This window comes from Methylobacterium gossipiicola (assembly GCF_900113485.1).
Classification (GTDB): Bacteria; Pseudomonadota; Alphaproteobacteria; order Rhizobiales; family Beijerinckiaceae; genus Methylobacterium; species Methylobacterium gossipiicola.
Map to the genome: position 1 here is coordinate 199513 of NZ_FOPM01000002.1, position 22763 is coordinate 222275.

Genomic DNA, 22763 nt, shown 5'->3' on the forward strand with positions numbered 1-22763 from the left:
GGCGGGATGAACCCATGCACCTGATCCGCGTCGATACGGTTTCCCTCGACGAGGGCGAAGCCGCCATCGATCTCGGTCAGGCACCGGGTGACATCGTCTTTCTGTCGTTCACGGATTCCGACCTGTTCGGGGTCGCGGGCGCCTACGCACAGGCCTTTTCACCCTCCGCATCCGAGACCGTCGCGCGCGGGTCCCCTCTCCTGAAAGGAGAGGGGCAGGGTGAGGTGTGTGACATCTCCGAGCATGTCCCGCACCTCACCCCAGCCCTCTCCTTCCAGGGGAGGGAGCCTGTCGCGTGTTTTCCCGAAGCGCCTCCACGCCCGACCTTACGCCTCGCGAAGCTCGCGAAGCTGCGCCACCCCATGTCGGTGGATCTCTACGTCGATGGGGTGATCGCGCGCTCGAAGATCGTGGTGATCCGCTGCCTCGGCGGTCTCGATTACTGGCGCTACGGCATCGAGCGGGCGGCGGCGGCCGCGCGGGCGGGCGGCGTCACCCTCGTGGTCCTGCCGGGCGACGACCGGCCCGATCCGCGCCTCGACGCCTTCTCGACGGCCCCCGCCCTCGCCCCGGTCCTCGACGCCTATTTCCGGGCGGGCGGCGCTGAGAACCTGCGCCGGATGCTCGGGCGCCTGGCGGCCGAGATCGGGTTTCCCGTGGCGGTGGAGGAGCCCCAGGCCCTGCCGCGCGGCTTCGTCTGCTGCCCCGGCTGCGGCCCCATCGACCGCGACCGCGCGGCCGCCGCCGGGCGCCCCCTCTGGGCCGGTGCGGCGCCGCTCGCCCTCGTCGTCGTCTACCGCTCGGCCATCCTGTCGGGCGACACCGCGCCCCTGGCCGCCCTGGGCGATGCCCTGCAGGCGCGGGGCTTCCGGGTGACGATGGTGGCGGTGTCGAGCCTCAAGGACCCGGCGGCTTTGGGCGTCCTGCGTGAAACCCTCGCGGCCGACGGACCCGCCATCCTCATCGCCGCCACGGCGTTCTCCGCCCGCGAGGATGCGGGCTTTGTCCTCGACGCCGCCGACTGCCCGGTGATCCAGGCCTACACCGTCGGCGCGGCGCGGGCCGCCTGGGAGGCTTCGGCCCGGGGGCTGGCGGCGGCGGACCTCGCCATGCAGGTCGCGCTGCCGGAATTCGACGGGCGCCTCTCGGGCTTCCCCATCTCGTTCAAGGAGGACGGCCCGGAGATCGACGGGTTCTCCGAGCGCCGGGCCCGGCCCTACCCCGAAGGCATCGCCGCCCTGGCCGACCGGGCGGCGGCCTGGGTGCGGCTCGCGCAAACGCCTCGTCCGAACCGCCGCCTCGCCGTGGTGCTCTCGGATTACCCCGCGCGCGGCGGCCGGGCCGGCTTCGCCGTCGGACTCGACACGCCCGAGAGCGCGCGCGCCATCGTGTCGGACCTGCGCGAAGCGGGTTACGCCGCCGGCCCCCTGCCCGACGCCGATGGGCTGATGCGCGCCCTCACGCACGGGCCGCGCGGTTTTTTCGTGGGCTTCGACGCGTATCGGGCGTGGTTCGATGGGCTGCCGGAGAGCGCGCGCGCCGAGCTGATCGAAGCCTGGGGGGAGCCCGAAGCCGATCCCCTGTGCCGGGACGGCGGGTTTCACTTTCCCATGATTTTGGCGACCGACCGTGGGAAAGACGCTTCGGGGGAAGCCTCGGCGCAAGGTAACGCCCGCACGGAGCCCCCTCTCCTCGAAGGAGAGGGTTGGAGTAGGGCGTGTGACCTTTCCAGAGAATCCACCCACCTCACCCCGTCCCTCTCCTCCCAGGAGAGGGGACTCGCGCTCGATTCAGCCAATGGAAAGCGCTCACACCGGGATCAGTCTGCGGGTGGTACAGGCCAGCCGGGCAACGTCGCCCTGTTCCTCCAACCCGACCGGGGGCGGTCGACTGACCGCAAGGCCGGGTATCACGACCCCGACGCCGTCCCGACCCATGCCTACCTCGCGTTCCACCTCGGACTGCGAAGGAACTTCGACGCCCTGATCCACCTCGGCACCCACGGCACCACGGAATGGCTGCCCGGCAAGGCCGTGGCCCTGTCGCCCGATTGCTGGCCGGCGCGGGCCATCGGGTCCCTGCCCGTGATCTACCCGTTCATCGTCGACGATCCGGGCGAGGCCGCGCCCCTCAAGCGGCGCCTCGGCGGGGTGGCTTTGGGCCACCTCACGCCCCAGATCGAATGCGCCGGCCTCGACCCGGACGCGGCCCACTTACGCGAACTCGTGGAAGAATATTCGGCCGCGAGCATCCTCGATCCGCGCCGCGCCGCGATCCTGGCCCGCACCATCCTGGAGGAGGCCGAATCGGCCGGGCTGCTCGCCGCCGCCGGCATCGACGCGCAGACGGCCATGCCCGACGCTTTGAGCGCCCTCGACGCGCACCTGTGCGACCTCGGCGAGGTCACCACCCGCGTCGGCCTCCATGTCTTCGGCCGCGCCGCCCCCGATGTCGCTGCGCACGTCGCCGCCTGCGCCACGGCCGAGCGCGACGGTTTGCTCGCCGCCCTCGACGGGCGCTTCGTGCCCCCCGGTCCCGCCGGCTCGCCGTCGCGCGGACGGACGGACGTGATGCCCACGGGCCGCAACCTCACCACCCTCGATCCGCGCAGCCTGCCGACGCGGGCGGCCACCACCCTCGGGGCCAAGGCCGCCGACGCCGTGGTGCGGCGCTACCTGCAGGACGAGGGCGAGTATCCGGCCCGGATCGTCATGGATCTCTGGGCCTCGCCGACCCTACGCACGGGCGGCGAAGACGTCGCCCATGCCCTCGCCCTCATGGGAGTCCGCCCGGTCTGGGACCACGCCTCGACCCGCGTCACCGGCTTCGAGGTGCTGCCGCTCGCTCTCCTCGACCGGCCGCGCATCGACGTGACGGTGCGGGTCTCGGGCGCGTTTCGCGACACCTTCCCCGAGACCCTGGCGCTCCTCGCCCGCGCCGCCGAAGCGGTCGCCGGCCGTGACGAGGAGGATTCCGAAAACCCCCTCGCCGCCGCCCGGCGGCGGGGCGAGGCCGGGTCCCGCGTCTACGGCGCCGCGCCGGGCCGCTACGGCGCCGGGGCCGGCGGCCTTGCCCTCGACGGTGCCTGGGAGAGCCGGGACGACCTCGGCCGCGCCTATCTCGACGCCACCTCGCACGCCTATGGCGGCGCCGAAGACCGCGCCGATGCCGGGTTCGCCGCCCGCGTGGCGCAGGCCGACGCCTATGTGCACGCCTTCGACGTCGCCGAGCGCGACCTCCTCGACGGCGACGCCGCCGTGGAGGCCATGGGCGGGTTCGCGGCGGCCGCCTCGTTGAGTGGCGCGCAACCGGCCCTCTACAGCCTCGACGTCGCGACGCCCGACACCCCGAAGACCCGCACGGCTCGCGAGGAGGCGGCCCGGCTGATCAGGGGCAAGCTCAGCCATCCGCGCTGGATCGCGGCGCAGCTGCGCCACGGCTATCGCGGGGCCCAGGAATTGGCGCAGGGCGTCGATGCGGTGTTCGTCCTCGCCGCCACCACGGACGCCGTGTCGGATGCCGACCTCGACCGGCTCTACGGCGCCCTCATCGCCGATCCTGACACCTTCGAGACCCTGCGCGCCGCCAATCCGGAAGCCGCCCGCGCCATCCTCGAACGCTTCGACGAGGCCCGCCGCCGGGGGATGTGGCAGACCCGCCGCAACGCCATGGCGGCGGACGAACTGATGCCCGAGGCGGCGGAATGAGCACGGCCTGCCCCACCGCGCCCCCCTCCCCCGGCCGCCGCGCCCTGCCCGAAGCCCCGAACCGACGCGGCTGGTGCCCGAGCCTCGCCCGGCCGATGCCCACGGGCGACGGCCTCCTCGCCCGCGTCCACCTGCCCCTCGGTCGCCTCACCGCCGCTCAGGCGCGGGCCGTGGCGGAAGGCGCGCGACGTTTCGGCAACGGCCATATCGACGTGACCGCCCGCGCCAATCTCCAGATCCGCGGCGTCACACCTGAGACGCGAGGCCCCCTCGCCGACCACCTCGCGGCCGTCGGCCTCGGCGACGTACGGGCCGATGGCGGCCCGCAGCGCCTCACCCTGACGCCCCCCCTGTTCGACCACGACACTTTGGCGGACGCCGTCGAGGCGGCCGGGCGCGCGGTTCCCAGCCTGCCGGCAAAAACCCTGGTGCTCCTCGAAGCGGCGGACGGCTTCGGCCTCGGCGCGGTGGAAGCCGACATCGCCCTACGCGTCCTCGGTCCCGACCGGATCGCCCCCGCCCTCGCCGGGTCGGACGGTCTGGTCTGGTTCGCACCCGTGTCATCGACCGAAGCCCTCGCCGCCGTCGCCGAGTGGCTGCGCGCCCTGGCGGCGAGCGGCGCCCGGCGCCTGCGCGACCTCGACCTCTGGCGGGAGGCGAGGCCCGCCGACCCCATGGCGGCGCCCGCCGCCCTTCCGCCCCTGACGCCGGGCCTGCACGCGCTCGGAGACCGCACGGCGCTGGCCGTCGAGGCTGCGTTCGGGCGCTGCACGGCGGACGGCCTCCTGCACCTCGCCGATTGGAGCGAACGCCTCGACGCCCCCCACCTCACCTTCAGCGCGACCCGTGGCGCCGTCCTCGTCTCACCGGATCGCGACGCCGCCCGGCAGGCCCGCGACGCCCTGGGCGCATACGGGTTCATCGACGCGGCCGAGGATCCGCGCGGACGGGTCGCGGCCTGCCCCGGCGCGCCCGCCTGCGCCTCCGGCTCGACGCCGACGCTGGCCGATGCGGCCCGCCTCGCCGAAGCCCTGCGGGGTTCGGGGATCGACGCCCACGTGTCCGGCTGCGCCAAGGGCTGCGCCCATCCGGGTTCGGCCGCCCTCACCCTCGTGGGCCGGGGCGGGCATTACGGCATCGTCCTCGACGGGCGCCCCGATGCCGAGCCGGCGATCCAACTCACTTTCGAGGCCGCGCTGGACCGCGTAAGGAGTGCGGATTCGGCCACTTCCCTCGCTCACGCCTTCAGGATCTCCGACACATGAGTTCGCGCCTCGACTATCTGCGCGACGGGCAGGCGATCTACGCCCGCTCCTTCGCGATGATCCGCGCCGAGGCGGACCTCGCCCGCTTCCACGGCACCGCCGAGCGGGTGGTGGTGCGGATGATCCATGCCTGCGGCATGACCGACCTGCCCCGCGACGTCGAACTCTCGGACGATTTCGCGCGAGCGGGCGAGGCCGCCTTGAAGGCCGGGGCACCGATCCTCTGCGATGTCCGCATGGTTGCGGACGGCGTCACCCGCGCACGCCTGCCGGCGAACAATCAGGTGATCTGTACGCTGAGCGACCCGCGCGTGCCCGAGATGGCCGCCAGCATGGGCACCACCCGCTCGGCCGCCGCCATGGAACTGTGGCGCGAGCACCTGCCCGGCAGCGTCGTGGCGGTCGGCAACGCTCCGACCTCCCTGTTCCGGCTCCTCGAACTCCTGGACGAGGGCGTCGCCCCGCCGGCGGCGGTCATCGGCATTCCCGTGGGATTCGTCGGCGCCGCCGAGTCGAAGGAGGCACTCGCCCGCGATGGCCGGGTGCCCTTCGTGGTGGTGCATGGCCGGCGCGGCGGCAGCGCCATGACGGCGGCGGCCATCAACGCCCTGGCGCAGGAGATCGAGTGATGGACGCGGGCGCTTCCCCTCCCCCCGCCGCGCCTCACGACGAAGCCGCGCGCCCGGTGGTGAAACTCACCGGGACCCTGTTCGGCGTCGGCATGGGGCCGGGCGAGCCCGATTACCTCACCGTGCGGGCCATGAAGGTCCTGCAAACGGCGCCCGTTCTCGTGCATTTCTGCAAGAAGGGCCGGCGCGGCAACGGCCGTACCATCGCGGATGCGGTGCTGGCCCCGGAGCCGGCGCGGGAATTTCCCCTCGTCTACCCCTACACCACCGAACTGCACCCCGAGCATCCCGACTACGTCGCGGCTTTGGCCACGTTCTACGACGACGCGGCCGGGCAGCTCGCCGACCATCTCGGCGCCGGGCGCGACGTGGCGATCCTCAGCGAGGGCGACCCGTTCTTCTACGGCTCGTTCATGCACCTGTGGCGCCGCCTCAAGGACCGTTTCCCCGTGGAGGTGGTGCCGGGCGTCACCGGCATGTCGGGCTGCTGGACGCGGGCCGGCACCCCCATCACCTGGGGCGACGACGTGCTCACCGTCCTGCCCGCCACCCTGCCGCACGCGGCCCTGGTCGAGCGCCTCGCCCGCACCGACGCCGCCGTGATCATGAAGCTCGGGCGCCATCTGCCGAAGGTCCGCGCGGCGCTTGCCGAAGCCGGCGTGCTGGAGCGCGCCGTCTATGTCGAGCGCGGCACCATGGCGGGCGAGCGCGTCGTGCCCCTGCACGAGAAGCCCGACGACACGGCGCCCTATTTCTCCATGGTGCTCCTGCCCGGCGAAGGCCGCCGGCCGTGACCGGCTCCGTCACGGTCATCGGCCTCGGGCCGGGCGATCCCGATCTCCTCACCCGCGCCGCCGAGGCGGCGCTTGCCCGGGCGCAGGACCTCATCGGCTACATTCCCTACGTGGCCCGCGTGCCCGAGCGGCCGGGCCTGACCCGGCACGCCACCGACAACCGCGTCGAGGTCGACCGCGCCCGCCACGCCCTCGAACTCGCCGCCGCCGGCCGCCACGTCGCCGTTGTCTCGGGGGGCGATCCCGGTGTGTTCGCCATGGCGGCGGCCGTGTTCGAGGCCGTGGAGGCGGGTCATCCCGCGTGGCGGACCCTCGACATCACGGTGGAACCCGGCATCACCGCCATGCTGGCCGCCGCCGCCCGCCTCGGCGCGCCCCTCGGCGGCGATTTCTGCGCCCTGTCCCTCTCCGACAACCTCAAGCCCTGGGAGGTCGTCACCGCCCGGCTGGAGGCGGTGCTGCGGGCCGACTTCGTGGTGAGCCTGTACAACCCGATCTCGAAGGCCCGGCCGTGGCAGCTCGGCCGGGCGCTGGCGCTGACGGCCGAGATCCGCGCCCCCGAGACCCCGGTGATCTTCGCCCGCGCGGTCTCGCGCCCCGACGAGGCGATCCGGGTCCTCACCCTGGCGGAGGCCCGCGAGACCACGGCCGACATGGCCACCATGGTGATCATCGGCGCCTCGGGCACGCGTTTGATTCCGCGCGGGGACGGGGTGCGCCCGTATGTCTACACCCCGCGCAGCGTGCCGGCGTGAGATCGGCCGGTCGGTCGTTGTCCGTCGGGGGCGACGGTCTTCACCTCACGCGCGGCTGGTACGGCTCACCGCGCTCGGGCCTGGACATATCCCATCGCAATCCCATTCGGATCGTTCACGCACACCACCTTCCCCCCACTTTCGGCGCGCGGCTTCACGCGACACGCGGGCGGCGCGGGTCCCCTCTCCTGGAAGGAGAGGGACAGGGTGAGGTGCGGGGCTTCTCCGAAAAGGTCACACACCTCACCCCCACCCTCTCCTTCCAGGAGAGGGAGCGCGTTGCGCCCTGCGCCACTCTGGAGGCCTCTGCGAATACGGATTCGAAGAAATCCGGAAAGAGAGTCGGCGAATGCGAAAAGGCGGGGCGCCGCCTTGGTTCTTCCGCCGCGCAAACGTCCCCTTCAAAGGGCGGCGAGCCAGACCAAGGCGCCCGCCACCTCGGGCACGCTCGGGCATTCGGGCTTCTCCGGTCGCGCCACCATCACGACGGGCAAGCCGAGGGCGCGCGCGGCGGCGATCTTGCCGTAGGTGGCCGCCCCGCCGGAATTCTTGCTGACCAGGACGGCGATGCCCTGTTCGCTCAGGAACGCCCCCTCGTCGGCCTCCGCGAAGGGGCCGCGCGCGGACAACGCCGTGAGACGCGGCACCGGCAGGTCCACGGGCTCGATGGAGCGGACGACATAGTCGTGTTGCGGCGCGTTCGCGAACACCCCGACCTCCTGGCGGCCAACCGTCAGGAACACCCGGCGGGGCGTGTCTCCCAAAGCCGCGACGGCGGCCTCCATGTCGGGAACGACCGTCCAGCGGTCCCCCGGCACCGGGTCCCAGGCCGGGCGGCGGATGGCGAGCAGCGGCGTACCGGTGCGGGTGCAGGCTTCCCACGCATGGGCGCTCATGCGGGCGGCGAACGGGTGGGTGGCGTCGATCACGCAGCCGATGCGGTTCTGCGCGAGGTAGGCGGCAAGCCCCTCGACGCCGCCGAAGCCGCCAATGCGCGTCGGAACGGGTTCGGCTTTCGGCGCCTGGGTGCGACCGGCGAGCGACAGGATGACGTCGAGGCCGGGGGGCAGGGCCCGCACCAGGGCGCTGGCCTCGCCGGTGCCGCCGAGGATGAGACAACGCGTGAGCATGGAAAGCCTTGTCCATGAGCCCTGAGCCCGTGTCGAGCCAACCCTGGCTCACCCTCGTGGGCATCGGCGAGGATGGCCGCGCGGGCTTGAGCCCCGCCGCCGCCGCCGCCCTCGACGAAGCCACCTGCGTGTATGGTGGGCGACGCCACATGGAGCTTGCCGGGCCGCTCGATGCCGAGACGCGGCCCTGGCCGAGCCCGATCTCGGACGCCTATCCCGGTATCCTGGCGCGGCGCGGACAGCCCACCTGTATCCTCGCCACGGGCGACCCGTTCCATTACGGGATCGGCGCCGAGATCGCCCGCCTCGTCCCGGCCGACGAACTTCGGGTGTTTCCCCAACCCTCGGCCTTCAGCCTCGCCTGCGCCCGGTTGGGCTGGGCGGTCGCCGAGACCGCCTGCCTCACCCTGCACGGAAGGGCCCTGCCGAACCTCATTCCCCATCTCCAGCCCGGCGCCCGCCTCCTCGTCCTCAGTTGGGACGGCTCGACCCCGGCGGCCGTCTCCGCCCTCCTGACGGAGCGGGGTTTTGGGGAATCGACCCTGACGGTGCTCGAGGCCATGGGCGGCCCGCGGGAGAGGCGACGGGAAGCCACCGCGAAAACCTTTGCCCTCGACGGGATCGATCCGCTCAACACCCTCGCCATCGCGGTGGCGGCGGCCCCCGATGCGCGGGTGGTGCCCCTGGCGCCGGGCCTCGACGATGCCTGGTTCGAGAACGACGGCCAGCTTACCAAATCCGACATCCGCGCCGTGACCCTGGCGGCCCTGCGGCCCCGCGCCGGCCAGCTCCTCTGGGACATCGGCGCCGGGGCCGGCTCGATCTCCATCGAATGGATGCTGCGCCGGCCGGGTCTCCGGGCCTTGGCCATCGAGGCCAACCCGGCCCGCGCCGCCCGCATCCGGCGCAACGCCAGCCATCTCGGCGTGCCGGGCCTCGCCGTGGTGGAGGGCGCCGCCCCGCAGGCCCTGGCCGACCTCGAACGCCCCGACGCGGTGTTCATCGGCGGTGGCGTCACGGCGCCGGGGCTCCTCGACCGGGCGCGGGACGCCCTCGTTCCCGGCGGCCGCCTCGTCGCCAACGTCGTCACCCTGGAGGGCGAGACCGTGCTGCTCGCCGCCTTCGCCCAACATGGCGGCGCGCTCAAGCGCCTCTCAGTGGCGAGAGCCGATCCGGTGGGACACCTCCACGGCTGGCGCACGGCGATGCCGGTGACGCAATGGGTCTGGACGAAGCCGTGACCGGCGGAGTCGTCGCCGGCATCGGCTTTCGCCGTGCCACGGCGGCGGACGAGATCCTCGCCCTCGTGGCGCGAGCCCTGGTGCCGCAGCCCCTCCCCCTCGGCTGCCTCGTCACTGCTGCCGACCGGGCGGACGAACCGGCTATCCGCGCCGCCGCCGCCGCCTTGCGCGTTCCCCTGATCGGCGTTCCGGCAGAAGACCTGATCGCCGTGGACGACCGCGTCGTCACGCGCTCGGCCCGTATCACGGCCACGCGCGGCGTCGGCTCCGTGGCGGAAGCCGCCGCCCTCGCGGCGGCCGGCCCCGGCGCCACCCTCCTCGGCCCCCGCATCGCCAGCGCCGGGGCGACATGCGCCCTTGCACTCCCCGGGGAATCCGTCACTCAGGCGCCATGACCATCCATTTCATCGGCGCCGGCCCGGGTGCCGCCGACCTCATCACCGTGCGCGGCCGCGATCTCATCGCCCGCTGCCCCGTCTGTCTCCATGCCGGCTCTCTGGTGGCGCCGGAAATCTTGAGCTGGTGCCCGCCGGGCGCGCGGATCGTCGATACCGCCCCCCTCGACCTCGACGCGATCATCACCGAATGCGCCGCCGCCCATGCGGCGGGCCAGGACGTCGCCCGGCTGCATTCGGGCGATCTCTCCATCTGGAGTGCCCTCGCCGAGCAGACCCGCCGGCTCAGGCAAGCCGGGATTCCCTACACGGTGACACCGGGCGTCCCGTCTTTCGCCGCCGCGGCCGCCGTGCTCGGGCGCGAACTGACCGTACCGGGTCTGGCGCAGTCCGTGGTTCTCACCCGCACGTCGGGGCGGGCCAGCGCCATGCCGGAGCGCGAGACCCTGGCGGCCTTCGCCGCGACGGGCGCGACCCTGGCCCTGCACCTCTCGATCCATGTCATCGACGCCGTGGTGGCCGAGCTGACGCCGTTCTACGGCGCCGAATGTCCGGCGGCGGTGGTGTTCCGCGCCACCTGGCCCGACGAGCGCGTCCTCACCGGAACCCTCGCGACCCTCGCCGGACAGGTGGCGGACGCGAAGCTCGAACGCACGGCCCTCATCCTCGTCGGCCCCGCCCTCGACCCGGTGGAGTTTCGCGAGAGCGCCCTCTACGCCACCGATTACGACCGGCGGTTCCGGCCGAACGCCGCGACGGTCAGGGGAGAGCGCGCGTGAGCGTGCCGGGCCTCCTCGTCGCCGCCCCGCGTTCGAGTTCGGGCAAGACCACCCTCACCCTCGCGCTCATGCGGGCGCTGACCCGGCGCGGGATCGCCGTGCGGGGCGCGAAATGCGGACCGGACTACATCGATCCCGCCTTCCACGCCGCCGCCACGGGCTTTCCGAGCTTCAACCTCGACAGCTTCGCCATGGCGGAGCCGATGCTCGACGCCGTGGCGGGCCTCGCCGGCACGAACGCCGACCTCGTGGTGGCGGAAGGCTCCATGGGGTTGTTCGACGGGATCGTGGCCGGGGCCGGCCGCACGGGGGCCAATGCCGACATCGCCGCCCGCTACGGCTGGCCCGTGCTCCTCGTCCTCGACGTGTCGGGGGCGGCGCAATCGGCCGCCGCCGTGGCGCTCGGTTGCGTGCACTACGATCCGCGCATCCGCATCGCCGGGGTGGTGCTCAACAAGGTCGCGAGCCCGCGCCATCGCCGCCTCGTCGAAGCGGGTCTGGCCAAGATCGGCCTGCCGGTGCTCGGCGCCCTCATGCGCGACACCAACCTGACCCTGCCGGAGCGGCATCTCGGCCTCGTCCAGGCCCGCGAGACCGGCGACCTCGACGCCCGCCTCGACCGGCTGGCCGATCTCGCCGAAGCCGGCCTCGACCTCGACGCCATCCTGGCCGCCGCAGCCGGAGCGACGCCCCGTCCCGACGCCGATGCGGCGCTGCCGACCCCGCCGGGCCAGCGCATCGCCGTCGCGTCCGACGCCGCCTTCTCGTTCCTCTATCCGCACATGGCGGCGGGCTGGCGGGCGCGGGGCGCCGAACTCGTGCCGTTCTCGCCGCTCGCCGACGAGGCGCCGCCCGCCGGCTGCGACGCCGCCTGGTTGCCGGGCGGCTACCCCGAACTCCATGCCGGGCGCCTCGCCGGAGCCGCGACCTTCCTCGGGGCCTTGCGCGATTTCGCCGTGGACAAACCCGTCCACGGCGAGTGCGGCGGCTACATGGTGCTGGGCGAAAGCCTGGAGGATGCCGAGGGCGTCACGCATCCGATGGCGGGCCTGCTGCCGGTGGCGACCTCATACCGGATGCGCAAGCTGCACCTCGGCTACCGCGTCGCGACCCTGCTGGCGGATGGCCCCCTGGGACGAGCCGGCACCCGCCTCGTCGGCCACGAGTTCCACTATGCCAGCGAGCGCACACCGCCGCCCGGCGAGGACATCGCCCTCGCCCGTGTCACGGATGCGGAGGGCGTTGCCATCGGACTCGCCGGCCACCGCGCCGGCCGGGTGACGGGCAGCTTCTTCCACCTCATCGGCTGACCCGTATGTCGCTGGAGGACAACGAAACGCCGCCATTCCAGAGAAATCGAACGGCATTCGTGAGACAAGGATAACAATGGTCCCGGATCGGCCTCTGGAGACGTGATCCGACGGAATCGGATCACGTCTCCAGAGGTCCGACGGGCGACGGCCCGGCCTATTCGACGACGACGTCGGGCGTCGAGACCTTGCCCATCTTCGAGATGGTGCGGACGATGGCGAGGGCGTCGCGGCGCAGATCCGCGTTGTCGATCAACGCGTAGGCCCGCAGCAATTCGATGGCGCCCTGAGCACTGAGAAATCCGAATACGTCGGATTGGGTGCCGTCGGCGTCGTCCTCTTCGAAAAACGCCGAGACCGGGACTTCGAGGAGCCGGGCGATCTCGCGCAGGCGACCGGCGCCGACGCGGTTCTGCCCCTTCTCGTACTTCTGAACCTGCTGGAACGTCACGCCGACGGCGGTACCGAGGGCCGTCTGGCTCAAGCCGCGGGCCTTGCGAAGGGCAGTGATCCGCAATCCGACGAGGCGGTCAACATCGGTGGTCTGTTTGGGCATCATATTTCGATTCAGTCCCTGAAGTTCGCGAGCACCACCGTCTGGATCGGCGAAGGAAGCAGACAAAAGGAAGAAACCCGCACGATATCGCGCAAATCCGTCCGTGTTCGGGGCCGATTCTTGGAGGCGACGCGCTCTTTCAAGTTTTTGAAGCAGCTCATCCCTGCGTCACCCGCAGCACCGACCGTGACTTTGTATGCGATTTCTAACGAAATTCTATATCCATTCAGATTGACCATAAAGCCGTCACGGAAAGCAAGCGACTCGCTCGCGACATCCACCCCGTCCGGCGGCGCCACGCCACATCCTTTGGGTTCCGACTTCACCTGGGCTAGGGTGGGGGACCCCCGCCCCGCGCGGACAGCACGGACCAGTATCATGTACATCGCGATGAATCGCTTCAAAGTCGTCAAGGAGTCCACACAAGATTTCGAGCAGGTCTGGCTCGGACGCGACAGTCAGCTCGGCGAGATGCCAGGCTTCGTGGAATTCCATCTGTTGCGGGGACCGGAGCATGAAGACCATGTGCTCTACGCCTCGCACACGATCTGGGCCTCGAAGGCCGATTTCGAGGCCTGGACCCGCTCCGAGCAGTTCCGCAAGGCTCACGGCCGGGTCCCGACCACGAAGCCCCTCTACCTCGGGCACCCGCAATTCGAGGGGTTCGAGACGATCCAGACCTTGAACGGGTCGGCGGCCACGCCGGACTGACGCGGACGGATGATGCCGTGCGGGGCCGGCCCGGCGCGGCGTCATCGGACGATCCGAGGCAGGAATGCCGCCGCGAGTCCAATGAGCGGCAGGTAGGCACAGAGGGCGTAGACCGTGACGATGCCGGCGTGGTCCGCCACCTCGCCCAGGATCGCCGCGCCGAGGCCGCCCATCCCGAACGCGAAGCCGAAGAACAGGCCACCGACGAGGCCGATCCGTCCGGGCAGCAATTCCTGCGCATAGACTAGGATCGCCGGCATCGCCGAGGCCAGGATCATCCCGATGGGGACGGTGAGCAGCACGGTTCCGGTCAGGCCGGCATGCGGCAGGGCCAGGGTGAAGGGCAGGACACCGAGGATCGAGCCCCAGATCACGGGCTTGCGGCCGAACCGGTCGCCGATGGGGCCGCCCAGGATCGTTCCCGCAGCCACGGCGCCGAGAAAGACGAACAGGTAGACCTGCGACTGGGCCACGGACACGCCGAATCGCTGGATCAGATAGAACGTATAGTAGGACGAGAAGCTCGCGAGGTAGAAATATTTCGAGAAGATCAGCGTCAGCAGGATGGCGATGGTGAGCCCGACCCGCCCGCGCGACAGGGGCGCGGCCCGGACGCCCGCGCGGGATGCCGGACGCGTCGTCGCCCGAAGCCGCCCGGCGTACCAGCGACCGACGAAGGCGAGGACGCCGATGCCGGCCAGAGCCGCGAGGGAGAACCACGCGACACTTCCCTGCCCGTGCGGCACCACTACGAAGGCCGCGAGCAGGGGACCGAGGGCCGTTCCGGCATTGCCGCCGACCTGGAACACCGACTGTGCCAAACCGTATCGCCCGCCCGAGGCGAGCCGAGCGACCCGCGTCGCCTCGGGATGGAACACCGCCGAACCGAATCCGACGAGGGCGGCCGCGAAGAGCAGGAGGGCGTATTCCCAGGCCACCGAAAGAAGCAGGAGGCCGAAAAGGGACGAGCCCATCCCGATGGCCAGGGAGAACGGGAGCGGTTTGCGATCGGTGTAAAGGCCCACGACGGGCTGAAGCACCGACGCGGTGAGCTGGAACACAAACGTGATGAGGCCGATCTGCCCGAAATCGAGCCGGAACTGCGCCTTCAGCAGGGGATAGATCGCCGGCAGCAGGGACTGGATGAGATCGTTGAGGAGATGCGACAGGCTCAGAGCCGCCAGCACCGCAACGGACGGACCGACCCTCGCGACTGAAACGGAGGGCGACGGGATTGGCGGCGACGGGGCGAAGGGCGTCGCCGCGTCGATTCGCTCGCGCGCGGCGACTTGGCCGTTGATGTTCACCATGAACGCTTTCCGACGTCTCCCGGATTCCCCGAAAACAGCCTTGTCACACCGCTGACGAAATGAACCGACACACTCAAATGTTATGAAAGAAACCATTCCATGCCGGCACTCCGAATGCCGGCGCTGCTCTCATTTCATGTCATAATCATGGCATAAATGGGCCGTGCATGGCAGCCAGACCACGGCAGACAGCGCACCTGCGCGATGCGTTTCGATCGCGTCCTCGACGTCTCATCCGCGCCATATTCGAAGACTTTCCGGTGGATAAGTCTGAGGACGATTGCTGAAAGCCAAAGCCTTTCTTAAGGCCGATGCAGAGAACGCAGTCCCACACACGACATAATCTGTTGCGTCTCGACCATCCGGCTCACGCCCGCCCGGGGATACGAGGTCCGAAGCTTGCGCCGTGATGCGAAGAATCCGGGACCGACGGGCCTGTTGCGTCGATCCTGAACACTTTCCGCTTCACGACGGGACATGGCATTCGGATGTTTCAGGAACCGGTCCAGAAAGTCTTCGCCGCCGCACCGCAAGCCGTCCCGTTGAACAAGCTTGCCCGACGGGACGTTTGGGCAGCCCTTCTTCCCCAGCGGCGGCGCGCCGCCTTTCGCCTCGGCCTCAGCGTATCCATGGCGGTGGCCGATCTCCTGGCCATCCTGAGCACGGCCTATGCCGTGGACATCGCGTACTCCCTCGGCGTGCCCGGATCTTTTCCGCCCGACGGCACCAGCGGCGGATTGCAGATCGCGGGACTCGTGGCCGTGCTGGTGCTCCTCACCCGGCTGGCACGGGAGGAGTACAGCATCGAGACGGCCCTCTCGTACGGCCCCTACCTGCGGCGCACCGCGACCCTGTGGGTGTCGGCCTGGGCCGTCGTGCTAATCCTCGGTTTCGCGACGAAGACCACCAACGATTTTTCCCGCCTCGTCTCCCTCGGCTTCTTCCTCGCTGGCCTGCCGGTGATGCTCGGCGTCCGCGCCGGGATGACCGCCCTCGTGCGCGGCGCGATCCGGCCGGGCTCGGCCTCCATCAACCGCATCCACCTCGTCGGGTTCGAGGAGGACATCACCCGGTTCTATGCCCACAACGATCCGGAGGCCCTCGGGCTTCGCGTCATCGGCACGAGCTATCTGCGCCGCGCCGACGAGAAGGCCGACGCCTTCGGCCGCGCCACGCAGATGGCCGAAGACCTCGATCTCGCCGTGTCGGTGGTACGCTTCCTGCGCCCGGACGACGTGTTCATCCTGGTCCCGTGGACGGAGGCGAGCGACATCGAGCGCTGTATCGACGCGTTCCTGCGCGTGCCCGCCGCCCTGCACCTGCGCCCCGGCTCGGTGATGGACCGCTTTCCCGATATCAAGGTCGGCCGCATCGGCCGCCTGTCCGGCCTCAGCATCGGCCGGCGTCCGCTGCAGGCCGGCGAGATCCTGCTGAAGCGGGCCGTCGACCTTACCCTCGCGGCCACCGCCCTGGTCATGCTGGCGCCGCTCTTCGCCGCCGTCGCGGTGCTGATCAAGCTCGACAGTCCGGGTCCGGTGTTCTTCCGACAGCGGCGCTACGGCTTCAACCAGCAGGCCTTCGGCGTCTACAAGTTCCGCAGCATGAAGACGGAGGGCGACACCGTCTTCCGGCAGGCTTCGCGCAACGATTCCCGTATCACCCGCATCGGGGCGGTGCTGCGCCGCTCCAACATCGACGAGTTGCCGCAGCTCATCAACGTCCTGCGCGGCGAGATGTCCCTGGTCGGGCCGCGCCCGCACGCTCTGGCCCACGACCGCAGCTTCGAGCGGCGCATCGCCCACTACGCGCGCCGTCACAACGTGATGCCGGGTATCACCGGCTGGGCTCAGGTGAACGGCCTGCGCGGGGAGACCCTGACCGACCTCGACATGGAGCGCCGGGTCGCCCACGACCTGTACTACATCGACAACTGGTCGATCTGGCTCGACCTGCGCATCATGGTCCAGACGGTCATCTCGCCCCGCGCCTACAACAACGCGTTTTGAGCGACCGTCCCGTTTTGGAACGCTCAGTCCTCGGCCGCGGCCCGTTCGAGACACGCACCGCACTCGCCCTCGACCTCGAGAATCCGGCTCGCCGGCTTGAAACCGAGCTTGGCCAGGGTGCGGCCGAGCCCATCCTCGACCTCGGGCGAGGTGGTCTCGTCGATGGTGCCGCAGGAGCGACAGATGAGGAAAACGAGGCCGGCGCCGTCCGAGTGCGCATGGCCGCAGGACACGAAGGCGTTGCGGCTGGCGATGCGGTGGACGAGGCCGTTCTCCGTCAGGAAGTCGAGGGCGCGGTAGACCGAGACCGCCGCCACCCGCTTGCCCGTGGCGCTGAGGCGCTCGGCGATGTCGTAGGCCCCGAGCGGTCGCGCCTGTGACGCCACCACTTCGAGGACGTCCCGGCGCAGGCGGGTGAACTGTAGGTCGCGCGCCCGGCAGACGGCCTCGGCCCGCGCCAGGGCTTCTTCCGGGCCGTGGTGATGTCCGCATCCTCCCGATCCGGCCTGCGTGCCCGCGTGGTCGTGCATGGGCTCCCGATCCCAGTGATTGACGGTGAGGGCGGGTCGGTTCGAGCCGGCCCGTTGAAGTCTCACGATGTTACAGTGTATCAGCGCGCAACGTAAGCCGATGCGCCCGTTCGGTTCGATTGCCCCTCCGTGACCCGTTCCAGCCCCCTGCCCCGCCGCTCGCTGTTCCAGGCGGGGGCATCCCTCCGCTTCGCCACGGCGGCCCTCGCGGTCGTCCTGCTATGGGGCGCCATCCTGTGGGTCTTGGCATGACCGCGCCGGGCGGCGCCATCGCGCTTCATGGCCTCACCCTCGGCTACGACCGCCACCCGGCCGTGCACCACCTCGACGGGACCATTCGGCCCGGCGCCCTGCTGGCGCTCGTCGGCCCCAACGGCGCCGGCAAGTCGACCCTCCTGAAGGGCATCGTCGGCGAGGTGCCGTGCCTTGACGGGCGCATCGACCGGCCGGGGCTGGCCGACGCCATCGCGTATCTGCCGCAATCGGCCGAGATCGACCGAGGGTTCCCCCTGAGGGTCCTCGACCTCGTCGCCATGGGCCTGTGGCGCCATATCGGTCCCTGGCGCCGGGCCGCCCCCTACCGCGACCGCCTGATCGGAGCTCTGGGCACCGTCGGACTCGTCGGCTTCGAGGACCGGCTCATCGGCACCCTGTCGGGCGGACAGTTCCAGCGGGCCCTGTTCGCGCGCCTCATCGTGCAGGACGCCCGCGTCATCCTCCTCGACGAGCCGTTCACGGGCGTCGACGGGCGCACCAGCGCCGACCTCCTGCGCCTCATCGCGACCTGGCACGGCCAGGGCCGCACCATCGTGGCGGCCCTGCACGACCTCGGACAGGTGCGCGCGCATTTCCCCGAGACCCTGCTGCTCGCCCGCGAACCCGTGGCGTGGGGGCCGACGGAAGCGGTGCTGACCCCGCGCAACCTCGCCCGCGCCCAGACTCTGTCGGAAGCCTGGGACGAGGACGCGGCGATCTGCGACGGGCCGGCCGGCCCTCCGGCCTCCCTCCACGCGCATACGCACGGCGATGAGCACGGCCATCACCACGGGCCTGGGCAGAGCCACCACCACCGGAACGCTCCGTGACCGCCACCCTCATCGACGCGCTGTTCGGCCCCTTCCTCGAATTCGGCTTCATGCGGCGCGCCCTCGTGGGTTGCCTCGCCCTGTCGCTGTCGGCCCCTCCCGTGGGGGTGTTCCTGATGCTGCGACGTATGAGCCTCATGAGCGACGCCATGAGCCATGCCGTTCTGCCGGGGGCGGCCATCGGCTTCCTCGTGGCGGGCCTGTCCCTGCCGGCCATGACGCTGGGCGGTCTCGCCGCCGGCCTCGCCGTCGCGCTGCTCGCCGGAATGGTGACCCGCTCCACCCTCATCAAGGAGGATGCGAGTCTGGCGGCGTTCTACCTGATTTCGCTCGCCGCCGGCGTTGTGCTGATCTCGCTGCGCGGCTCGCAGATCGACCTGCTGCACATCCTGTTCGGCACCGTTCTGGCCCTCGACGACCCGGCCCTGCTGCTGCTCGGCGGCATCGCCACCGTCACGCTGTTCGGGATCGCCACCCTCTACCGGCCCCTGGTGATGGAATGCGTGGACCCGCTGTTCCTGCGCACCGTGAGCCGGGCGGGCGGCCCGGTCCACTACGCCTTTCTCGGCCTCGTGGTGCTGAACCTCGTCGGTGGCTTTCAGGCCCTCGGCACCCTGCTGGCGGTCGGCCTGATGCTGCTTCCCGCCATCACGGCCCGCTTCTGGGCGACGGATCTCGGCGGCATGATCCCGGTCTCCATCGCCTGCGCCATGGCGTCGAGTCTGGCCGGTCTGACCCTCTCGTACCGGGCCGACCTGCCGACGGGGCCCGCCATCGTGCTGGCGGCGGGGGCGCTCTATGGCGTGTCGCTGCTGTTCGGGCCGCGCGGCGGCCTCATTCGGCGCTTCATCCGGCCGCGCCACCTCGAAGGATAGCGGGCGGTTCCGGCCAAACCCGCTACAGGTTGAACAGGCTCATGATGCCCGACACCAGGGCGTATACGAAGCCGGCATTGAGCAGGACCCCCACGGCACCCACCACGAGGCCGGCGATCACCACCACCCCGTCACGCTCGACGAGGCCGAGGCCCACGAGGCAGATGGCGAGGCCGAGCGGGATCTGCCCGACGATGGGCGCCGCCACGATGAGGGCGAGCGACAGGGTGAGAAGGATCAGCCCGACGCCGCGCAGGCCGAGGCCGGTTTCGAACAGACTCATGCGCGGGCGCGACCATTGTTCGAGGCGCCGCAGCAGCGGCACCGCCCGATTGGCCGCCCGCTCGACATCCTTGCGGGCCACGGAGCGGCGCAGGAGCGTGCTCGGCAGCCACGGCGCCGACATGCCGGCGGTGATCTGGACCGCCACGAGGAGCAACAGCAACCCGCATACGAGGGGGATCGGCGGCGGCATCGGCAAGCAGTTCGGCAAGCCGAGGATCACGATGAGCAACGCGAAGGCACGGTCCTTCAGCACCGCGACGATGTCGCCGACGGTCAGCCGCTCACTCTCCTGTTCGGAGAGGACGGTGAGCACTTCGGAAGTTCGGGCACCTGGAGACAAGAGAGCTCGGCCAATGGCGACGGTCCTGTCGCGGGCTGTAGCCTAGTCCGAGACGGGCGCCAAGCGGACGGGCGCCAGGGCGCCCGGCCCCCGTGCCGCACCACACCGTCCGCCAAAATATAACTCAAGGTCATTTTGTCTAGAAAGAAAACCTAAGGTATAGAATGGGATCGTTTCACCCCAGCAATTTGGCGTGAACAAATACGCCCCGGCGTCCCGCAGGACTCGTACAATCACAAATTCCGAAGATACTTCGTTGCACGCTGCGAGGATCGCGAGATGTGACGGGATCGGGACGGGCACTCCGAACGACACTGCTCTATACCATCGCGGGCTTGGCCGTCGCTTCCCCGAATCGTGGAGCGGCGCGAGCCGAGACCGAGCCGGCGTCCCGCCTCCTGTTCGGCACGCTCGAAGCCGGTCCGTCCACCTTCCTCACCGGCGGCGCCAAGCTCGCCCTCGACCGGATCGATCGTCAGGGCTTCGTCGGGCTCGCGACCCTCGGAGCAGGGACGCGCCGCGAGGGGACGAGCCGGCGCGACACCGCCACCGGGGCGGCGGTTTTCGGCTACCAATGGTTCCGGGATTGGGGCGTGATCGCCGCCTATGCGGGCGTCGAAGGCTCCCTCACCGCCCTGACGGCGGGCAGCGTGACGCGCCTGGACCCGATTCGCGTCGGCGCCCGACTCCAGGGCGAGATCTGGGCCCGCCCCGGCGAGGCGACACTCCTGACCGCGACGGCGATCCTCGACACGTCCCGCACCGCCGCCTGGGGCCGCCTGTCCTGGGGCTGGCGGGTGGAGCCGTGCTCCGGTTGGGGCGCCTATCTCGGCCCCGAACTCGCCCTCTACGTCGATCGAACCGGCTACCGGAAGTGGAATCTCGGCCTCCATGCGACGGATTTCACCCTCGGTCGCTTCAGCCTGCGCAGCTCCGTCGGTCTCCAGTTCGAACCCCAGGGCCAACCGGCGCCGTATGTGAGCCTCACCGCCTGGACACCCTGGTGAAGCCCTGTCCGCGTCACGGTTCGGCGACGTTCGAGCGCCGCGCGGGCTTGCCGATCCGGCGCTCGCATGGACGCCGGATCAGCCTTTCGTGCGCAGGGCGGAGCGACCACCATCGACGCCGATGATCTGGCCGGTGATCCAGCCCGCCTCCTCCGACACGAGGAAGCTCGCGAGACCGGCGATGTCCTCCGGGGTCCCGAGGCGCTGGAGCGCATGCATCGCCGCGATGCCGGACGCGAGGGTTCCACTCCCCGTGATGGCGGCCGAGAGGGGCGTGCGGGTCAGGGACGGCGCCACGACGTTGATTCGAACCTGGGGGCTCAACTCCGCCGCGAGCGAAAGGGCGAGACCTTCCACGGCGCCCTTGGCCATGGCGACGGAGGCGTGGCCGGTGAAGCCCTGCGCCACCGCCACCGTCGAGAACAGGACCACGCCGGCGCCCCCTTCGCCGGCGCCGGCTTTGAGGACGGGGGCGGCGGCCTGGATCGCCAGGAACGCCCCGAGGGCATTGATCCGAAAATCCGCCTCGGCATCCGCCGCCGTCAGGCGGGCCAGGGGTCTCAGGTTGATGGTGCCCACCGCATAGACGAGACCACCGAGGTCACCGCCGGCCTCCTCCGTCACGCGCGCGAAAAAGTCCGGATCGGTGACGTCGCCGGCCGTGACGGTGGTGTCGCCGAGTTCGGCCGCCGCCGCCGCGAGGCGCGCCCCGTCGCGGGCGGCCAGATGCAAGGCATAGCCGCGCCGACGCAGGGCCCCGGCCGTCGCCCGCCCGATGCCGCCGGTCCCACCGTAGATAATGACCCGTTTCATGCCCGCTCCGATTTCGTTGCAGCGGGATTAGGTAGGGCGCATAGGAGAATGCGGAACGTATTCAGCCCAGATCGTCCCATTCCTGGAGTCGCCTTTCTTCCAGCGAGAGTCCCCATGAAGTTCGCTTTTGCCGGCATCGATTTCCTCGGCGGCGTGTTCGACGGCCTCGTGGAGGCGGGCTGGACCCCGATCAAGCTGTTCACCCGCCCCTGCGACGGACTCTACGATCACAACGAGACCGTGGTGGCGCAGGCCCGCCAGCGTCGCCTGCCGATGCAACTCTCGCGGATCACGGTCGGTGATCTCGAGGCCCTGGCCCAGGCGCACGGACGGGATTGGGCCCTGGTGGTGGCGGGCTACCCCTGGCTGATCCGGGGCTGGCAGGGGCTCGCGGCCTACGGGGTGAACTTTCATCCCTCGCCCCTGCCCACGGGGCGCGGTCCCTACCCGCTGTTCAAGGCGGTGGCCGACGGACACACCGAATGGGGCGTCACCGCCCATGTGCTGGCCGAGGAGGGGTTCGACACCGGCGGCATCCTCGCCCAGGAGCGCTTCGCCCTCTCCGACCGGGAGACCCACGAAAGCCTGCTCACGAAGTGCCAGCTCGCCGCCCGTCGCCTCGCCACCGGTCCCATCGCGCGCGACCTGCCCGCCCACTGGCGCAATGCACAACCCCAGGGCGAAGGCTCGTACTGGCCTCGCGCCACCGATGCCGACCGCACCCTCGATTTTCGCGGCGACGTCGACGCGATCCTGCGCCGGGTCAGGGCCTTTGGGACCATCGAGACCATCGCGCGCCTCGGGGACAACCGGATCTACGTGGCCGCAGCGGAGGGCTGGCGCGAAGCCCACCGCCACAAGCCCGGCACGGTAATCCATCGCTACCGCCGTCAGATCGTCGTCGCGGCCCGCGACGGCTTTATCCAACTCAACCGTTGGAGCCCCGTGGCCGTGACGGAGGCCGGGCATCTGGGGCGGTGAGGGCCTGCGTTCGTATGTCCCAGGCCCGGATGCGCTGGGGACCGGACTCGGTGGGGACGCGTTCCTTCCGCGTCTCGGAGCAAGATCCCCATGGCGCGGATGCGCAAGAAAGCCGACCTTCCGACGAAAATCTGCGCCACCTGCGGCAAGCCGTTCGCGTGGCGCAAAAAATGGGAGCGAGTCTGGGACGAGGTCCGCTACTGCTCCGACCGATGTCGGGCCGAGGCGAAACGGGCTCGACCGCAAGCAGCGTCCTGAG

The 22763-nt window shown here is 70.7% G+C and carries 24 protein-coding genes; 17 read left to right on the plus strand and 7 right to left on the minus strand.

The genetic code is table 11. The annotated features are described in order from the left end of the window. The first annotated feature begins 14 nt into the window (after positions 1–14). Genes cobN through cobJ form a run of 5 tightly spaced genes read left to right on the plus strand, consistent with a single transcriptional unit; the run spans position 15 to position 7150 of the window. The gene (gene cobN / locus BM249_RS02515) at positions 15–3707 is read left to right on the plus strand and encodes a cobaltochelatase subunit CobN (protein WP_280142639.1); all 3693 of its coding nucleotides are present in this window, start codon (positions 15–17) and stop codon (positions 3705–3707) included. Continuing rightward, positions 3704–4972 (plus strand): hypothetical protein, encoded by a 1269-nt coding sequence (locus BM249_RS02520; RefSeq protein ID WP_091968630.1) that lies wholly within the window; start codon positions 3704–3706, stop codon positions 4970–4972. Before cobN ends, BM249_RS02520 begins: the two co-directional genes overlap by 4 nt. Continuing rightward, complete coding sequence (locus BM249_RS02525; protein WP_091968632.1) at positions 4969–5601, plus strand: precorrin-8X methylmutase; 633 nt, start codon at positions 4969–4971, stop codon at positions 5599–5601. The genes BM249_RS02520 and BM249_RS02525 overlap by 4 nt, the downstream gene beginning before the upstream one ends. Continuing rightward, on the plus strand, positions 5601–6395 hold the full coding sequence (locus BM249_RS02530) for a precorrin-2 C(20)-methyltransferase (RefSeq protein ID WP_091968634.1): 795 nt from the start codon (positions 5601–5603) through the stop codon (positions 6393–6395). Before BM249_RS02525 ends, BM249_RS02530 begins: the two co-directional genes overlap by 1 nt. Beyond that, complete coding sequence (cobJ, locus tag BM249_RS02535) at positions 6392–7150, plus strand: precorrin-3B C(17)-methyltransferase (RefSeq protein ID WP_091968636.1); 759 nt, start codon at positions 6392–6394, stop codon at positions 7148–7150. Before BM249_RS02530 ends, cobJ begins: the two co-directional genes overlap by 4 nt. A gap of 401 nt (positions 7151–7551) precedes the next feature. On the opposite strand, the gene BM249_RS02540 is transcribed toward cobJ, so the two are convergent. Then, the gene (locus BM249_RS02540; RefSeq protein WP_091968638.1) at positions 7552–8280 is read right to left on the minus strand and encodes a cobalt-precorrin-6A reductase; all 729 of its coding nucleotides are present in this window, start codon (positions 8278–8280) and stop codon (positions 7552–7554) included. A gap of 14 nt (positions 8281–8294) precedes the next feature. On the opposite strand from BM249_RS02540, the gene cbiE reads away from it, so the two are divergent. The 4 genes from cbiE to BM249_RS02560 are packed head-to-tail and all read left to right on the plus strand — an operon-like array spanning position 8295 to position 12005. Continuing rightward, entirely contained in the window at positions 8295–9521 is a 1227-nt protein-coding gene (gene cbiE, locus BM249_RS02545; protein WP_091968640.1) for a precorrin-6y C5,15-methyltransferase (decarboxylating) subunit CbiE, read from the plus strand. Then, positions 9500–9916 (plus strand): cobalamin biosynthesis protein, encoded by a 417-nt coding sequence (locus tag BM249_RS02550; protein ID WP_091968643.1) that lies wholly within the window; start codon positions 9500–9502, stop codon positions 9914–9916. The genes cbiE and BM249_RS02550 overlap by 22 nt, the downstream gene beginning before the upstream one ends. After that, positions 9913–10695: a precorrin-4 C(11)-methyltransferase gene (cobM, locus tag BM249_RS02555; protein WP_091968646.1), complete on the plus strand. Its 783-nt coding sequence runs from the start codon at positions 9913–9915 to the stop codon at positions 10693–10695. The genes BM249_RS02550 and cobM overlap by 4 nt, the downstream gene beginning before the upstream one ends. After that, positions 10692–12005 (plus strand): cobyrinic acid a,c-diamide synthase CobB, encoded by a 1314-nt coding sequence (locus BM249_RS02560; protein ID WP_091968648.1) that lies wholly within the window; start codon positions 10692–10694, stop codon positions 12003–12005. The genes cobM and BM249_RS02560 overlap by 4 nt, the downstream gene beginning before the upstream one ends. A 157-nt stretch (positions 12006–12162) precedes the next feature. Here BM249_RS02560 and BM249_RS02565 read toward each other — a convergent pair whose 3' ends face one another. After that, positions 12163–12564, minus strand: coding sequence for a helix-turn-helix domain-containing protein (locus BM249_RS02565; protein WP_091968651.1), 402 nt, complete (start codon positions 12562–12564; stop codon positions 12163–12165). Between the two features lie 8 nt (positions 12565–12572). Then, complete coding sequence (locus BM249_RS21110; protein ID WP_143103667.1) at positions 12573–12860, minus strand: hypothetical protein; 288 nt, start codon at positions 12858–12860, stop codon at positions 12573–12575. A 79-nt stretch (positions 12861–12939) separates the two neighbouring features. On the opposite strand from BM249_RS21110, the gene hmuQ reads away from it, so the two are divergent. Next, positions 12940–13272 carry a heme-degrading protein HmuQ gene (gene hmuQ / locus BM249_RS02570; protein ID WP_091968653.1) on the plus strand — a complete coding sequence of 111 codons (333 nt, stop codon included), beginning with the start codon at positions 12940–12942 and terminating at the stop codon, positions 13270–13272. Between the two features lie 41 nt (positions 13273–13313). Here the strand turns inward: hmuQ and BM249_RS02575 are convergent, their stop codons facing one another. After that, complete coding sequence (locus tag BM249_RS02575; protein WP_091968655.1) at positions 13314–14582, minus strand: MFS transporter; 1269 nt, start codon at positions 14580–14582, stop codon at positions 13314–13316. Between the two features lie 488 nt (positions 14583–15070). Between BM249_RS02575 and BM249_RS02580 the strand changes: the two genes are divergently transcribed. After that, on the plus strand, positions 15071–16588 hold the full coding sequence (locus BM249_RS02580) for a sugar transferase (RefSeq protein WP_091968657.1): 1518 nt from the start codon (positions 15071–15073) through the stop codon (positions 16586–16588). Between the two features lie 23 nt (positions 16589–16611). Here the strand turns inward: BM249_RS02580 and BM249_RS02585 are convergent, their stop codons facing one another. Then, entirely contained in the window at positions 16612–17118 is a 507-nt protein-coding gene (locus tag BM249_RS02585; protein ID WP_091968659.1) for a Fur family transcriptional regulator, read from the minus strand. Positions 17119–17247: 129 nt separating this feature from the next. Between BM249_RS02585 and BM249_RS22105 the strand changes: the two genes are divergently transcribed. The 3 genes from BM249_RS22105 to BM249_RS02595 are packed head-to-tail and all read left to right on the plus strand — an operon-like array spanning position 17248 to position 19078. Next, the gene (locus tag BM249_RS22105; protein WP_280142640.1) at positions 17248–17370 is read left to right on the plus strand and encodes a hypothetical protein; all 123 of its coding nucleotides are present in this window, start codon (positions 17248–17250) and stop codon (positions 17368–17370) included. After that, positions 17367–18203, plus strand: coding sequence for a metal ABC transporter ATP-binding protein (locus BM249_RS02590; protein WP_091968662.1), 837 nt, complete (start codon positions 17367–17369; stop codon positions 18201–18203). The genes BM249_RS22105 and BM249_RS02590 overlap by 4 nt, the downstream gene beginning before the upstream one ends. Positions 18204–18253: 50 nt before the next feature. Beyond that, a complete protein-coding gene (locus tag BM249_RS02595; protein ID WP_091968866.1) occupies positions 18254–19078 on the plus strand; it encodes a metal ABC transporter permease in 825 nt (274 codons plus the stop codon). Between the two features lie 22 nt (positions 19079–19100). Here BM249_RS02595 and BM249_RS02600 read toward each other — a convergent pair whose 3' ends face one another. Then, positions 19101–19703, minus strand: coding sequence for an exopolysaccharide biosynthesis protein (locus tag BM249_RS02600; protein ID WP_091968664.1), 603 nt, complete (start codon positions 19701–19703; stop codon positions 19101–19103). A 281-nt stretch (positions 19704–19984) separates the two neighbouring features. Between BM249_RS02600 and bcsS the strand changes: the two genes are divergently transcribed. Next, positions 19985–20710, plus strand: coding sequence for a cellulose biosynthesis protein BcsS (gene bcsS / locus BM249_RS02605; protein WP_244528545.1), 726 nt, complete (start codon positions 19985–19987; stop codon positions 20708–20710). A gap of 78 nt (positions 20711–20788) precedes the next feature. On the opposite strand, the gene BM249_RS02610 is transcribed toward bcsS, so the two are convergent. Then, complete coding sequence (locus BM249_RS02610; RefSeq protein ID WP_091968668.1) at positions 20789–21523, minus strand: SDR family NAD(P)-dependent oxidoreductase; 735 nt, start codon at positions 21521–21523, stop codon at positions 20789–20791. A 114-nt stretch (positions 21524–21637) separates the two neighbouring features. Here BM249_RS02610 and BM249_RS02615 point away from each other — a divergent pair, with 114 nt between their 5' ends. Both BM249_RS02615 and BM249_RS02620 read left to right on the plus strand, forming a co-directional pair. Beyond that, entirely contained in the window at positions 21638–22504 is an 867-nt protein-coding gene (locus BM249_RS02615) for a formyltransferase family protein (protein ID WP_091968670.1), read from the plus strand. 90 nt (positions 22505–22594) lie between these two features. Continuing rightward, positions 22595–22762: a DUF2256 domain-containing protein gene (locus tag BM249_RS02620; protein WP_177232299.1), complete on the plus strand. Its 168-nt coding sequence runs from the start codon at positions 22595–22597 to the stop codon at positions 22760–22762. Position 22763 lies beyond the last annotated feature (1 nt).

Excerpts from the sequence above, each read along its gene's own strand:
- BM249_RS02585 (WP_091968659.1), bottom strand. The coding sequence starts at position 17,118 with ATGCACGACCACGCGGGCACGCAGGCCGGATCGGGAGGATGCGGACAT.
- BM249_RS02540 (WP_091968638.1), bottom strand. The coding sequence starts at position 8,280 with ATGCTCACGCGTTGTCTCATCCTCGGCGGCACCGGCGAGGCCAGCGCC.
- cobN (WP_280142639.1), top strand. The coding sequence starts at position 15 with ATGCACCTGATCCGCGTCGATACGGTTTCCCTCGACGAGGGCGAAGCC.
- BM249_RS02550 (WP_091968643.1), top strand. The coding sequence starts at position 9,500 with ATGGGTCTGGACGAAGCCGTGACCGGCGGAGTCGTCGCCGGCATCGGC.
- BM249_RS02565 (WP_091968651.1), bottom strand. The coding sequence starts at position 12,564 with ATGATGCCCAAACAGACCACCGATGTTGACCGCCTCGTCGGATTGCGG.
- cobM (WP_091968646.1), top strand. The coding sequence starts at position 9,913 with ATGACCATCCATTTCATCGGCGCCGGCCCGGGTGCCGCCGACCTCATC.
- BM249_RS02620 (WP_177232299.1), top strand. The coding sequence starts at position 22,595 with ATGGCGCGGATGCGCAAGAAAGCCGACCTTCCGACGAAAATCTGCGCC.
- BM249_RS02575 (WP_091968655.1), bottom strand. The coding sequence starts at position 14,582 with ATGGTGAACATCAACGGCCAAGTCGCCGCGCGCGAGCGAATCGACGCG.
- hmuQ (WP_091968653.1), top strand. The coding sequence starts at position 12,940 with ATGTACATCGCGATGAATCGCTTCAAAGTCGTCAAGGAGTCCACACAA.
- BM249_RS02520 (WP_091968630.1), top strand. The coding sequence starts at position 3,704 with ATGAGCACGGCCTGCCCCACCGCGCCCCCCTCCCCCGGCCGCCGCGCC.
- BM249_RS02530 (WP_091968634.1), top strand. The coding sequence starts at position 5,601 with ATGGACGCGGGCGCTTCCCCTCCCCCCGCCGCGCCTCACGACGAAGCC.
- cbiE (WP_091968640.1), top strand. The coding sequence starts at position 8,295 with ATGAGCCCTGAGCCCGTGTCGAGCCAACCCTGGCTCACCCTCGTGGGC.
- BM249_RS02590 (WP_091968662.1), top strand. The coding sequence starts at position 17,367 with ATGACCGCGCCGGGCGGCGCCATCGCGCTTCATGGCCTCACCCTCGGC.
- BM249_RS02580 (WP_091968657.1), top strand. The coding sequence starts at position 15,071 with ATGTTTCAGGAACCGGTCCAGAAAGTCTTCGCCGCCGCACCGCAAGCC.
- BM249_RS02615 (WP_091968670.1), top strand. The coding sequence starts at position 21,638 with ATGAAGTTCGCTTTTGCCGGCATCGATTTCCTCGGCGGCGTGTTCGAC.
- BM249_RS02525 (WP_091968632.1), top strand. The coding sequence starts at position 4,969 with ATGAGTTCGCGCCTCGACTATCTGCGCGACGGGCAGGCGATCTACGCC.
- BM249_RS02595 (WP_091968866.1), top strand. The coding sequence starts at position 18,254 with ATGCGGCGCGCCCTCGTGGGTTGCCTCGCCCTGTCGCTGTCGGCCCCT.
- BM249_RS02610 (WP_091968668.1), bottom strand. The coding sequence starts at position 21,523 with ATGAAACGGGTCATTATCTACGGTGGGACCGGCGGCATCGGGCGGGCG.